General features: G+C 69.1%; 5 protein-coding genes and 4 pseudogenes. 5 read left to right on the top strand and 4 right to left on the bottom strand.

Going from position 1 to position 13,924, the window contains the following annotated elements; genetic code table 11:
* Nucleotides 1-640: 640 nt before the first annotated feature.
* The 4 genes and pseudogenes from ACZ7MY_RS22060 to ACZ7MY_RS22045 all read right to left on the bottom strand — a co-directional run.
* Nucleotides 641-833 (bottom strand): annotated as a pseudogene (locus ACZ7MY_RS22060) (helicase); the annotation flags it as partial.
* A 217-nt stretch (nt 834-1,050) separates the two neighbouring features.
* Nucleotides 1,051-5,793 (bottom strand): DNA repair ATPase, encoded by a 4,743-nt coding sequence (locus ACZ7MY_RS22055; RefSeq protein WP_499603916.1) that lies wholly within the window; start codon nt 5,791-5,793, stop codon nt 1,051-1,053.
* Nucleotides 5,794-5,828: 35 nt separating this feature from the next.
* Entirely contained in the window at nt 5,829-7,841 is a 2,013-nt protein-coding gene (locus ACZ7MY_RS22050; protein ID WP_499603914.1) for a flotillin family protein, read from the bottom strand.
* 55 nt (nt 7,842-7,896) lie between these two features.
* On the bottom strand, nt 7,897-8,565 hold the full coding sequence (locus tag ACZ7MY_RS22045; RefSeq protein ID WP_499603912.1) for a hypothetical protein: 669 nt from the start codon (nt 8,563-8,565) through the stop codon (nt 7,897-7,899).
* A gap of 366 nt (nt 8,566-8,931) precedes the next feature.
* Between ACZ7MY_RS22045 and ACZ7MY_RS22040 the strand changes: the two are divergent.
* From ACZ7MY_RS22040 to ACZ7MY_RS22020, 5 genes and pseudogenes are all read left to right on the top strand, one after another.
* Nucleotides 8,932-9,184: pseudogene (locus tag ACZ7MY_RS22040) on the top strand (chaplin); the annotation flags it as partial.
* Between the two features lie 380 nt (nt 9,185-9,564).
* Nucleotides 9,565-10,194: pseudogene (locus ACZ7MY_RS22035) on the top strand (transposase); the annotation flags it as partial.
* A gap of 343 nt (nt 10,195-10,537) precedes the next feature.
* Entirely contained in the window at nt 10,538-11,785 is a 1,248-nt protein-coding gene (locus tag ACZ7MY_RS22030; protein WP_499603910.1) for an MFS transporter, read from the top strand.
* Between the two features lie 600 nt (nt 11,786-12,385).
* Nucleotides 12,386-13,504, top strand: coding sequence for a ricin-type beta-trefoil lectin domain protein (locus ACZ7MY_RS22025; RefSeq protein ID WP_499603909.1), 1,119 nt, complete (start codon nt 12,386-12,388; stop codon nt 13,502-13,504).
* A gap of 298 nt (nt 13,505-13,802) precedes the next feature.
* A pseudogene (locus ACZ7MY_RS22020) lies at nt 13,803-13,924 on the top strand (DUF3311 domain-containing protein); the annotation flags it as partial.

The following is a 13,924-nucleotide window of genomic DNA, read 5'->3' as shown; positions in this document are numbered from 1 at the left end:
CGACCTGCGCGTCAGTGTGCCAGCCATGCCCCTCCTCGGCCACCGCGTCGGTCGGCGAGAATGTCGAGCACCACTGCACGGTGATCGATGCGGATGGGGCGAATGTCCTGTCGAGGCGAGTACCGAACGACGAGCCGAACCCGCGACAACGCCACCATGGCGCAGCCCACAACGAACCCAGTGCCCTGCCAACACGCCCCGTGTCGCAGCACCGCCTGCTGCTCGCACCACACAGCAGCATCCCTGAGAGCAACACTCGTTGAACACCTGGCACGGCCAACGGAGCTCTGCCGGTCTGTTCCACGCTCAACAGACAAGGCGGCCGCCCGCCCACATTTCAGTCGGCGGCGAGCCGGGTCTCCTCAGCGGCTATACGGGCGAGGAATTGGGGTCTGTCCATCGAACGGCTCTGTCTCACATTCAGTGGCAACGCAGAGTCATACCGCGGGAGACGACCCTGAAGTGCTCTTTTGCAGACCGAGGGAGACACTACCGGTGTCCTGGGCAACGTCCACCATGAAGCTCCCCCGTGCGGCTCATGGGTCTCTGCTATGGCTCGACCTGCGGCTATTACTTTGCGCATTTGACATCACCAGGCGTCATCACCGGATGTGAGACAGGGCCGTTCTTTGTACAGTCCCGGCGAGGTGGACGGGTGGCTGCCGAGGAGCTCGCGTATGCCGGCGCGGCCGACGACGATGCAGGCATGGCGGTGGCGGGAGAGCAGGACGCAGAGGCGGCCGGTTTCGAGGTGGGACGCGCTGGCGTCAGCGCGGCCGGACAGAGGGTGCCAGACAAGGGTGAAAGTCGAACTCGCGGCCCTGAAGGCGGAGCTCGACTTCGTCGGTGGCGTACAACTCCGTCAGGTGCAAAACACCGGTCTCGTACGTGGCGGCTGCAGCGCCGAGCACCCGGCCTGTCCACCGTCGTGGCAGCCCCTTCCGTCTCTTGTGGCTTCCACCAAGGAAAGGCCGGGCGCCGCTCCTCTTTCCAGATCGAGGGCACCTCCATGGTGGCAAGGTGTTCCCCGGGAACGCCTCGTGCACCTGCTCATGGGCGCAAGGCACGCGACACCGCGGCTTTCACGTCCTCCCAGCGTGTGACTTGTTCGCCGGTGAGGGTGCCGCGGATTTCGGCGAGCTTGAGGAGGTTGGCCTCGGCGGCGCTGGTCAGGGTCTGGGCTTCGGCGCGGTAGTGGTCGTCGACGAGGGCGTCGAGTTCGGCGTCGTTCATGGCGGGGGAGATGCGCTCGGCCAGCTTGTTCATGTTCCGGTAGGAGCCCTGGAGCAGGAAGGGCGGTTCGGTGCGGGAGACGTCGGACTGTGCCGCGGAGGCGATGTAAGCGCTATTCACTGCCAGGACGGTGCGCTGGGCTCGTAGGAGCAGGCGCAGCACGGCGAGGATGCGGTCGAGTTCCGCCGGAGGGAATGCGCGCGTCAGACGATCGCCTCGGGTGGATTCGTCGCCGCGGGCCATGCCCAGGAGGATTTCGAGGTCAGTGGGGTCGGTCGCGGCCAGCGGCGCCAGGACGGGGTTGGAGGTGAGGGCGTTCTCGGTGAAGCTGAGGGCGAAGAGATCGTCCCGGCCGGTCAGGACGTCGCCGAGGTTCCAGACGTCGGCGCGGTTGGCCAGCATGTCGGGGACGCGGAAGCGGGAGCCCGACTCGGTGTAGGGGTTGCCGGACATCACGACGGCGAAGCGTTTGCCGCGCAGGTCGTAAGGGCCGAGGCGACGCTGGGCGTCGGTCAGCGGGATGAACCGCTGTAGCAGTTCCGGTGAGGTGTGCTGGATGTCGTCGAGGTAGAGCAGCACGTTGTTCGCGGCCGCGAGAGCAAAGTGGATCTTGCGGATCTCCGGGTGGTCGTCGTCCAGTGAGGTGACCGAGGAGCCCAACGCGGGGCCGCTGACGGTGACGAGGAGCATGCCGAGGCGCTCGGCGACGTATTCGACGAGGGTGGTCTTGCCGTAGCCCGGGGGCGAGATCAGCAGCAGCAGGCCGGAGCTGTCGGTGTGCCGAGGGCCACCGACGGCGCCGATCTGTTTGGCGAGGTTGTCGCCGATGAGGGGGAGATACACCTCGTCGAGGAGCCGGTTGCGTACGAAGGTGGTCAGCGGCACCGGCCGGTGGTCGTCCAAGCGCAGGCGTGTGCGTTCGCGCGTCAGCAGGTCGGCGCGCAGACGCTGGTAGGCACGGAAGCCGGGTACGCGCTCGGTGCGGTGGGTGGTTGTGCGGGCGAGGAATTCGTCCAGTCGAAGGTGGAGGGTGCTGCGCAGGACCCGGGGGTGCCGGCCGAGCAGGCCGTCGACGGTCGTGCTGAGCGCGGCGGCGCAGTCATGGTGGGGCAGGTGGCCGCACAGCAGCAGGGCAACGGCTTCGGCCAGATCCCCCGGGGTGGACTCGGCGCCGCCGGCGGCGAGGAAGGAGCCGAGCCAGGCCTGGGCGAGTTGGTGGCGCGCGGGGAGTGAGGCGAAGTCGTCGGGCAGGGCGGCCAGGCCGGCTTCCGGTCCCTGTCCGTCCGCGGCGGTGCGGAATTTCTCGATGAGGGTGCGGGCCGTCGCGCCGGAGACGAAGGAGATCTTGCCCTCGGCCCCTGCGGCGAGCTCCTCGAAGAGGTATTCGCCTGCGAGTCCCGTACCGCTCGGGTCGAGTCCGGCAGCGTCGACGAAGGTGGCGATCGACCGGGCCAGCTCCCGGCGCAGGGTGTCCACGGCCGGAGCGAGACCGAACGTGGCGCGGGCCTGTGCCAGGGAGGACGCACGGGCCGACCAGATGTCACGGGAGGTGTTGTCGGTGCCGTACGCCCAGAACAGCTGTGCGGCGGCACGGGCCGAGGCCGGGTAGCGCAGCAGCCCGGCCTCCGCCCGCAGCCGCAGCAGGGCGGAGAGGATCGCGGCGCCGTCGTGGTCGTGGATGCCGCGCTCGTAGCCCTCGTCGTACCGGGATTCGGCGACCTCGCGTACGAGGCCGAGCAGGCGCCCCTCCGTATCGGCCTCGTACAGCACCTCCAGCGGCTCGGCGTCGGCCAGGAGGCGGGCGGCCAGGTGTTCGGCGCGGTAGACCTCGGGTGTCTCGGATGCCAGGTGCTGGTCCCAGTACGCGCGCGTGGCCTCGAACTCCGGGTCGTGGACGGGGGACCGGTAGTCCGTTCCCGTCAGGGCGAAGGCCATCGCACCTTCGTAGGGAACGAGGGTCAGCTCGGTGCCCTGGGTGGTGACGGCGAAACGATGCCGGCCCAGTCGTACGGTCGGACCGCCTTCTCCGTCGTCGTACAGGTCGGCGCGGTCGCGCAGCGCCCGGGCTGCCTGCTGGCGCGCGGCCTTGACGCGGCCCGTGAGTTCCCCGGCGCGGACCGGGTCGCCGAGGTCACGCAGTTCGTCGGCGACGCGGCGGATCTTGCCGACCATCGGGTCCGAGGTGAAATAGGTGTTGATCTCGTCCAGGGAGGCCAGGGACGTCAGGCGGCGGGCGACGCTGTGCAGGATCCGTCCGGCCGAGTCGGCGAGGCGGTCGGCGCGGCGAGCCCGCTCGTCGAGCAGGGCTTGCCTTCGGGCGGAGAAGGCCTCGTGGATCTCGGTCCGCTGGTTGTCCAGCGCCTCTGTGAAGTCCTCGTACTCCCCGAAGCGTGATTCCAGGTTCTCGATCCGCAGAAGCAGCTTGCCGAGCTGCTCCTCGCAGGTCTCGGGGGTGGTCGCGGCGCCCAGGGCGGCGATCACGGCCTGGGTGAGCAAGGCAGCCTCGGCGGCGAACTCCGCGCGACCCTCCTGGCCGAGCAGTTCCCTGCGCCGCGCGTCAAGGGTGGCACGGACCCGGTTGACTTCGGCGAGGACGGCACCGATCCGATCCAGGATCGACGTGCGGATGACCGGGTCGGCGACGTCGAGTCCGGTCACCACCTCGGTGACGGCCTCCAGGCCCTCGGTCTGTTCGGCCAGCCGTTCGGCCAGTGGCGCTGCCTCGGCAGTGGTGGCGATGATCGCGGCCTCGGCCGCGATTGCCGCGACGTCCTTGTGGTGGCCGGCGAAGGCGTCTTCCCCGCCCAGGAAAGCAACCGCCCGGTGGGCCGCCGTGGCCAGGTCGTCGCTGAGCCCGGCGGAGAGTTCGTCGACCCGGTCGTGGTCGATGTACCGCTGCTCACGCAAGGACGTCAGGTGGCCTTGAGCGCGGCGGAGTTCGGTGAGGTGCCGGATCCAGACGTCGGCGCTGTCCAGGGTCTCGCCACGCCCGCGGCGTACGAGCGTGGCGATGCGGGTGGCCGCCTGGTCCAGGTTCCCGGTGGCCTGAGCGGTCAGGGCCGTGATCGCCGCGAACTCTTCCAGGATCTGTTCGGCGGTGCTTCCGACCTCGGCCAGTGGCTCGTGCAGGGACCCGAGGCCGTGCTCGGTGAGCCAGTGGTGGTGATCGGCCGTCCGTACGCAGGCCGCGGCAATGGCCTCGTACACGGCGGCGGTCGGGGTCATCTCCTCCGCCATGCGGGCGACCGAGAGGCAGTCGGCTATGCCGCGCACCAGATCGGCGTTGCCGACGCGGTCCAGCGGTCCGGTACCGCTCGGCCGGCCGAGGGCGTACGTGTCCGTGGTGTAGGGGGTGTCCCATACCTGCACCGGGTGGACGCGGGCCGGTTCGGTGGAGTCGGCGCGCAGCAACACCAGGGTGCCATCGTCGAGGAGCGCGTACCCGTGACAGGACAGCGGGCTGCCGACCTCCTTCCGGATGACGTTGTACGGGAGGAACACGGTGCGGCCCTCGGCGGGAGCGTGGAAGACGTACAGCACGTCCTCGCCGTTCGGTGACCGGACGACCCGATCGAACTCCAGGCCCTCGGTCGGAATGTCGAAGGTCCGCACCGCGCCGGTGGCCATGCAGTAGCCGCCCGGGAAGATCACCCCTTGCTCGTCGGGCAGGGTGAGGCAGGCCTGCCCGAGACCGTCCAGCCGGATCACCTGGTGCGTTCGGGTGTTCGTGACCAGATACCGGGCGGCGTTCTCGTTGTACGGGCGGACTCGCAGCAGGATCAGCGCTCCGGCGCGGGCATGGGCGATGTCGGCGTCGGCCAGAGCCTGCAGCGGCTCGTCGACCGGCTCGGAGTACACCTCCACGCCGGCGACCGTGTCGTTCTGTGTCCTGACCGTGAGTGTGCCGCCCACCGTGGACACGAAGACCTCGCCCTCGATCGACACGTGTGGGTGGCGGCCCAGGACGTGGTCGTCGCGGGTGGTCTCCCGCCACGCGATGTCGTACGCGGGCGGCACGACGTGGTCGCGCTCGCCGCGGGCGTCGAGGTACGAGGCCGTGCCGTCGGCGGCCACCTGCCAGCGCAGGACCCGGATGTCGGTGAGGGCCGGACCGGTCCGGAAAACCGCGAGCAGCCGGGTGCCGAGGATCCGTAGCCGGAGCAAGCGGGCGTCGCGGTAGTAGCGGTACAACTCCGCCAAATCCTGCCGGACACACGGGTCATCCAGCAGCCCGGGAACAGCGTCGGTGCCTACGGCCTCGAAGTCGCCCAGGTCGTGAAGCGAGAACACGTCCCCGACGGAGCCGCCGCTTCCTGGTGCGTCGTGACCGAGCAGCAGTCGTCCGCCCACAGTCGCGATGTCGCGCGGGACACACGCGCCCGCAGTGCGCAGGCGCCCGCTGCGGGCCAGCCGTAGCCCCCCGGATCCGAAGGTCTCCACCCGGCGGGCGTTCAGTGCCTGGGTCCTGTCGGACAGTTGGCGCGCGGCGGCGGTGAGCCGGGTGCGCAGTACCTCGTACGTCCCGGCTTCCAGTCCGCCGTGCTGCTGCTCGGTGGCCATCGTGTACGTGCCCCTCCGTTCTCCTCGGCCGGCTGTCAGGCGCGGGCCGTGCCGTTGAGGCCGGCGACCGGGGTCTGGTCGAGTCCGAGCTCTCGTGCCGTGTCGAGCAGTTGCCGGAACTGCCCGCTCTGGGTGCCTCCCGCGCTGATCAGGCGCATGAGCAGGGCGGAGACCGTCAGGTCGCGGACCCCGGCGGCGTCCACGGAGCCCAGCACGCGCGCCAGGTCGTCGGCGATGTTGGACTCGCCGTCCAGCCAGGGACGGGCCAGCGCCTGGACGGTGTCGGAGTGCCCGACGAAGGCGTCCACGCTCCTGCCGTACGAGACGGACTTCACCAGCCGGTCGAAGAACACGCTGTCCCCGCCGACGATGTCGATCTTGGCCTTCTCCAGTCCTGCGCCGACCAGCGCCGCCTGCGCCTCGGCGATCTGCCGCTGGACGTCCAGTCCCGCCAGGCGGATGTCCTTCTCCGCGGCCAGCCGCAGCCGGTACTCCTCGTGCCCGCGCGAGGCCTCGTCCAGGGCGGCCATCGCGGCCGCCTTCTCGGTGAGGCCGGCGGCCTCCGCCTTCAGCTTCTCCCCGATCTCGGTGGCGGCGGCGTGCGCCTTCTCGACGGCCACGGCGGCCTCGGCCCGTCCGGTCTTCTCGATCGCCTCGGCGTCCTTCTCGCGCACCCGCACCGCCGCCAGGCCCTCCGCGGCGGCCTCCGCCTGCACGCCCTCGGCGAGCCGGACCTTGGCCTGGGCATCCAGTTCGGCCGCCTGCCTGCGGGCCTCGGCCAGCGTCAGCGTCTCGCGGGCCTTGTGGTGGGCCGCCGCCTCGGCCGCCTCCGCCGCCTTGATGTCCTTGACCAGCTTCTCCTGGGCCTCGGCCTCGGCGTGGATGACGACGGACTGGCGGGCGCGCTCGGCCTCCTCGACCGTACGCAGCCGCTTGATGCTCTCCTCCTGCTCGGCGACGGTGCGGTCGACGGCCACGCGCTCGCGGATGACCTCGGCGATCTCCCGCTTCTCGCCCTCGACCTCCTTGTCCTTCGCGATCCGGGTCAGCTCGGTCTGGCGTTCGCGGGCGATGACCTCCAGCAGCCGGTCCTTCTCGATCCGCTCGTTCTCCACGGCGATCACCCGCTCGCGGTTCTTCTGCGCGACGGCGACCTCGCGGGCCTGGTTCTCGCGCTGGATGCCCAGTTGCTCCTCGGTGCGCAGGAAGGCGCCCTGGGCGTTGAGCCGCTGCTCCTCCTGAACCTGCGCGGTGGTCGCCTCCTCCTTGGCGCGCAGGGTCTCCACCTCGCGCCGCTGCCGGATCTCGGCCTCGGCCTGACGGCGCTCCAACTCCAGGATGGTCTCGCGGGCGTCGACGTTCTGGCGCGTGATCTCCTTCTCCTCCGTGCGCTGGAACTCGTTGGTCCGCACGTGCTCGATCGCCGTCAGCTCGGTGATCTTCCGGATGCCCTGGGCATCGAGGATGTTGGCGGCATCCAATTGGGTCATCGGGGTCTGCTCGAGGAAGTCGATGGCCGCGTCGTCGAGGTGGTAGCCGTTGAGGTCGGTGCCGATGACCGAGATGATCCGGTCCCGAAACTCCTCACGCTTGGTGTAGAGGTCGACGAAGTCCAACTGCTTACCGACCGTCTTCAGCGCCTCGGAGAACTTGGCGGCGAAGAACTGCTGGATCGTCTCCTGACTGCTGGCCCGTTCCGTGCCGATGGACTGGGCGACCTTGATGACGTCCTCGACGGTCTTGTTGACCCGCACGAAGAAGTTGATGTGGATGTCAGCGCGGATGTTGTCCCGGCAGATCAGACCCTCGCGGCCGGTACGGCGGATCTCCACGGTCTTCACCGAAATGTCCATGACCTCGGCCTTGTGCAGCACGGGCAGCACCACGGCACCGGTGAAGGTGACGTCGACCTTCTTGGCCTTGGAAATGATCAGGGCCTTACTCTGCTCGACCTTGCGGAAGAGCCGGCTGACGATCAGGAGCATGCCCAGAACGATGAGCAGGACGACGGCGACGAGCACGCCGATCCCGATGGTGATGGCATCCATCAGCGATCCTCGGTGAAGAGATACGGAAAGTGAAAAGACGGGTGGAACGGCGGGCTCAGTGGGCCGGACGGCGATCCGGGTCGAGCGCGGCGTCGTACGGCGCGACCAGGAAGTACTCCCGGACGGCGTCGTAGTCGAAGATCAGGGCGGTGCTGCCACCGATCAGGCCCTCGTCGGGCCCGGCTGTGCGTACCTGGAGGACAGCGGTCGATCCGTCGTCGGCGGTGACCTCGGCCTGCCCGAACCCGGCGGTGACGCGGCCGGTACGGACGACGCAGACCTTGCCGACGAAGTCGGCGCGCGACGGCGCGCGTTCTCGGGGCACCAGTCGGCGCAGCGGCATGAGCAGCGCGCGCGTGCCGGTCCAGGAGCACGCCAGCGCTCCCGCCAGGACGGCGGTGTCAGTCAGCGGCCCGCCGCCGGTCAGGACCCGGCCGGACAGCGCCGTGAACCACGCGATGGTGATCAGCAGCGACAGCGTGACGGTGAGCGGGACCCCGCCGAGCCCAAGGCCTGCGAGGAAGCCGGCGAAGCCCCCCGTGTGCTCGTGTCCGTCGTGCCCGTCGTGGTGGGCGTCGACGCCCTCTCCCCCGTGTCCCCCGTCGAGGGCGTCGACGTCAAAGCCACCGAGCAGGACACTCCCCCAGTACCCGATGACCACCACGAGCGCGAAGCTGAACAGGGCGGTGGGATAACCGAGCGCGGCGTCGGCGAAATCGCGCATCCCCTGCCCCCCACTTCGTGCAGTGGCTCCGTTGTCGGTGCCATGACGATGGTGACAGGGCGGGTGACCGGTACACATTGCCGGTTCCCGGCAATTTTGACGGCTTGTTGATGCCTTCCTGACGGCGAGCCAGACAGACCGGTCCAGCCACGTCGTGCCCGGGTCCTACCTCGTCGTCTCGACGCACATACGACGGAGATGGCGTGCTGAGGGGGCACGCCGCCGTCGCGATCGCCCCTACAGGTGAAGTGGGCCTTCCTAGGCCATCGTTGCGTGGGTGACGCGCGAATGCCCTTGTGGGAGCGGTTCTCGCCTTCCCGCGTCCCGGGCGCATGCCGGGTGTTTCCGATCATGGGAGTGTTCCGTATGTCTCGGTCTCGTACGGTCGATGGGGTGGCCCTGCTGGTTGTCGCCGGTGCGGCGGTCATGGGGACGGCGTCGCTGGCATTGGCGGACAGTGGCGCGCGGTGCCGCGGTGGGGTCGCCCGGGGTGCTGTCGGGCAACGTCATCCAGGTGCCGGTGAACGTCCCGGTCAATCTGTGCGGCAACACCGTCAACGTGGGTGGGCTGTTGAACCCGGCGTTCGGCAACGTCTGCGCGAACGGCGGCGGTCACGGCGCCTGGAAGTGTCCGAGGCCTCATGGACGTTGGACGTCCGGTGCCCGCCGGATGTTCACCGTGGCCCGCGGGTATCGCACGGTTGCGTCTCGGACACGCCCGCGGTGTCCTGCACGGGCATCGCGGGCGTCCACACATGCCCCACCGGTGGCGTCGTATGCGCCGGTGCGGCCCCGATCACTCGTTTGGGTGATGCACCATCTCGGGCCGGGACCGCGACGAATTACCGGTGTGAGGATCTCGAGCACGCAGCAGCTGACACGGGGTACCGGTGGTGCCCCCGGGGGCGGTGATGGTGTTCACGGCGCGGGGCCGCGCCGCGCCCGCAGTGGTGGGGTAGCTGTAGGTGCGGGTGGTGTCGGCGGTGACGGAGCCGGCCGATGCTGATCGTCACCCGGGAGGGTGACCGCAGCTGCAAGCTCCGGCCCTCGCGGAGCCCTGGTCGTGCTGGTGTGCCTGCGTGAGCACGACACCCTCGCGCAGATCGCGGCCGGATTCCGGATCAGCGTGGGCACCGCCCACGCTTACGTGCACGCGGTCATCGAACTCCTAGCCCGCCGCGCGCCGGGCCTGACCCGCGTTCCGCGCGAGGCGGACGCGGAGTATGTACTGGTGGACGGCGCGCTTGCCGAGAGCGACCGGGTCGGCGACAGCCGCTCCGACTATTCCGGCAGGCGCCGCCGCCACGGCGTGAATCTCCAGGCATCACCGACCCGCAGGGCAAAATCGTGTGGATCTCCCGCACTCTTCCGGGCCGCATCCGCGATCTGACCGCGGTCCGCATCCAGCGCATCGCGGCCACCTGCGTCCGCCTCGGCTGGCCGACCTGGCCTACCTCGGTGCCGGCGGTACCTTCGTCACGCCGACCCGACGCCCACCCCGCAAGGAGCTCACCGCCCGGCACAGATCGCTGAACCGAGCGCACGCCCGGCTGCGATCCCGTCAAGCGCGGCATGGCCACCGTCAAGCGCTGGCGCATCTTCCGTCACGCCCGCTGCAGCCCCAACCGCCCGTCGTCACCCTCGCGGACCTTCTGGGTGAGGGCGTCGCCACACGAACGAAACGCATACGGGCCGACGTCCAGCGGCCGGTTTCGGAACGCGGCGACCTGCTCGTCCTGAGGCTGCAGGCCGGTTCGACCAAGGCCCTGATGGAGATCGCTGTGATCTTTCGGTCTGAAGTCCCGTTCCCAGAATCGGCAACGATGTTTGCAGGCATCAGCGAGGGGACCTGAACATGCGGGTCGGAGTACTGCTGCCAGGTTCCCCGCCTGGGGTTCCGGAGTGCCGTTTCGACTCGTTCTGATCTACCGGGAAAGCGGATCCCGGGACTCATTCACTGGAAAGGGAACGCGTGACAGCGTCCATGAAAAAGGTGTTGCGCCGCGCTCAGGCCGGGACCGTGCTGATTGCCTTCGGTACTGGTTTCACTGGACCGTTTCTCTTCGTATATGTCGCTCACGTTCGGCGACTGGGCGATGCGGTAGCTGGGGTGGCGTCCGGTTCCTTCGCCGTGGCCGCGCTCTGCCTTCTGCCGTTGATCGGTAGGCTCATCGACCGCCGAGGACCGGCACGCGTGCTGGCAGCCGGCGCCTTTACGACTGCTGTGGGCGCGTTGTTGTTCGGCCACGTCACTACTGCGGTTGAGGCGATTGCGGCGTCGGCCATGATGGGCGCCGGCGTCTCCGCGATTCAGCCCTCCAACGCGACGTTGGTGATGCTCGCTTCGACGCCACAGACGCGAGCGCGGGCATTCGCGACCCAAGCCTTCATCATCAACCTGGGCCTGGGCGCCGGCGCACTGGTCGGGGGTGCCACAGTCGATTTGGGGCGCCCGGAGACTTTTACGACTCTGTTCACCGTGGAAGCCGTGCTTTATCTGGCTCTGAGCCTGTTGACCGTGACCATCCGCATTGGCACAGTCACCCCTGAATCCTCACTCCGCCGGGAAAATCCGACTCGGGACGGCCTGAGGATTGTTTTCGCGGACCGGGCGATGCTGTGTTTGTGCGTTCTAGGCGGAGTCATATTCTTCGCCGGCTATGGGCAGATCTCGTCAGGTCTTCCTGCTTATGCGACCGAAGCGGCCCACGTTCAGCCGCTGACTCTCGGTATCGCGGAAGCAGCCAATACCGGCGTCATCGTCGTCGCGCAGTTCCTCGTCCTTCGCACGGTGAACCGGATGCCACGAACCCGAGCCATACAGGCAACTGGGATCATCTGGACGGTGGCTTGGCTGACCGCCGGTCTGGCTGGCGTACTGCATGCCAGCGCAGTGACAGCTACCGTCCTCGTCGTCGCGACGTACGGCATCTTCGGGTTCGGTGAGACGCTGCTCTCCCCCACCCTGTCCCCGATCATCGCCGATCTCGCTCCCGAGGATCGGATGGGAATGTACAACTCGGCTTTCGCCCTGGTGAAGCAAGTGGCCCTGGCAAGCGGCCCTGCGATCGCCGGCCTGATAGTCGGCTCCGGCCTCTACAGCTTCTACATCGTGCTCCTTGCGAGTTGTTCCCTCTGGATCGTCTACATAGCGAAGACATTGAAGCGGCGTCTCGCACCCCTTCACGACAATCTTCAAGAAGCACCCGTCAACCTGTGATGGCTTGGCTGATCCCTGCTCGCGCCGGTCAGCGGCACTTCCTGCTTCCTGATCACCTGCTGGACAGCCCGCTCCGCGAAAGCGCGAGGCTAGTAGGGGGTTTCGTTTCGACCGGTCGGTCGCTGTTCCTGATGTGCCGAACGACACGGCAGCGGACAAGCCCGGAATACGCGCGCGCGTGCTGGCGCATGGCGGGGGTCGTCCCAGGCCACGGACCTGACTGCCCTTCCAGTGACCTACCAGGCCCGTCGGTACCCACAGGTCAAGCCGATCTCGCCGTGGCAAGCGGCAGCCCCGGCGGCCGCGTTACCCGGCCTTTCACCCAGAGGCCGGGAAGGCGCCTGCGAGCCGGTTGCCGAGGCACGGTGACGCCAGGACGGCACGCGTGTTCTATGGAGCGGCGACGGGCCCGGGGATAGTGGGAGCGGTGCTGTCGGCCGTGTGGTCGGCGGGCCGGCCATGCCCTGCTCGGGGTCCGGCGCTGCCGTCTCCGGACCGGGCTCACGTCGGGATCGGGGCAGGCGCAGGCGGACAGCGGCCGCGCCGCCCGCGCCCGCCCCGTGGCGGAGCCCCCTCGCCCCTTGATGCTGGAAGGACCCAATGGCAGCCTCTTCTGACGAGTCGTCGGCTGCGGACGCCGTGGCAGGGGCCGTACACCGCCCCGGCCCCACGCCTCTGCCGCGGCGGGTGCGGGGAACCAACGCGATCGCCGACGCCGACACCGGCGGAAGCCGGAATCCCCCTGACTGGACTACGCACCGGACCGCGACCATGCGCGCCAGGCGGGCCGCCGCTCTCCCCGCCGAACCCGAGGACGCGTCCGGGGACTCACCGTCCGGCTATGCGGACGGATTCGCGGCCGGGCTCGCCTTCGCCTCGTACCCCGAGACGCCCGCGACCGAGGACGATCCGGTACCAGGAGCCGAACCGCAGGGGAACGCCGACCGGGAGGGGACCCCGCTTGCCGCTGACCCCGGCCATGGTGACCGCCGCAGGCTTCGTCGAGTGTTGTTGGCGGTCGCCTGCCTGACGGCAGGCCTGCTGCTGGTTCCCTTCCTGATGCGGGGTTCGGACTCCGGCGCCGGCGGTTCGACGGCCGCCCCCGGCTCCGGTTCCACGCCGGGCATCGGGGCTTCCCCTGGCGGCGCGCTGCCTGTGAGCCCCCTCGACGTGACGCGACCGTCTCCGAGCAGGAGCCCGGGACCATCGTCCGCGGGAGCCGCTGAGAGCGTCGCCTCGCCGTCCCCTGGGGATCCCGAGCAGCCCGAGAAGCCCGAGGCCGCCCCCGGAGCGGAGAACGAAGAGGTCCCCGCCTCCGCGGAGCCCGCTTCCACGGCGGTTCCGGGGGTGGCGATCCGCAGTCACGCGTCCCAACGGTGCATCGGCGCGGGCTCCGTGGAGGGCGCGTCGTTGACGCTCCGGGACTGCACGGCCGGTGCGGGGCAGTCATGGCTGATCGTGGCGGAGGACAGGAGCATCCGGATCGCGGGCAGGTGCATGGACGTCGCGGGCGGATCCACGGCCGACGGTGCGGCCGTCCGACTGGTTGCCTGCGACGGCGCCGCGTCGCAGAGGTTCCACCTCAACCCCGCCCACGACCTGGTCAACCTCCAGGCCCACAAGTGCGTTGAGGCCACGGACGCGCAGGTAGGCGACGGCACGACGCTGCGGCTGTGGACCTGTACGGGTGCGGACAACCAGAAGTGGAGTGCCGGCTGACCCTTCGGCACACGCGTCGCGTGGCCGGAGCGATGGCACGGGAGATCCACTGGACTGTCGCCCTCGTTCAATGGTGTCGAGGGGGACATCACTACGGTGAAAGCTGGCACACCATGTGCCGCTCCCACGTGTCCGGCCATCGTTCGGCCGTCGCTCCCCGGCATCCTTCACGGCGTCGAAGCCGCCGTCCGTTTTCCGGGAGACACGTGACATCCCGCACCCGGGCCATCGGATGACGGCCGGGTGTGTCCGTCCCCCGCGCGGCATTTCTGACGTGCTGAAAGCTCGAGGAAAAACAATGTCCGAACCATCCGGAACCTCCGGGCGGCCACCGGTGGTCACCACCACCCGTGTGATCGCCGGTGTCTGCCTCGTCATCCCCTTCGTCGCCATGCTCTGGGTCGGCTCGTACGCGAAGCT

The organism is Streptomyces sp. NPDC111520, assembly GCF_055635295.1.
Note: the sequence above shows the minus strand (reverse complement) of the source record. Positions and strands in the feature narration are given on the sequence as shown.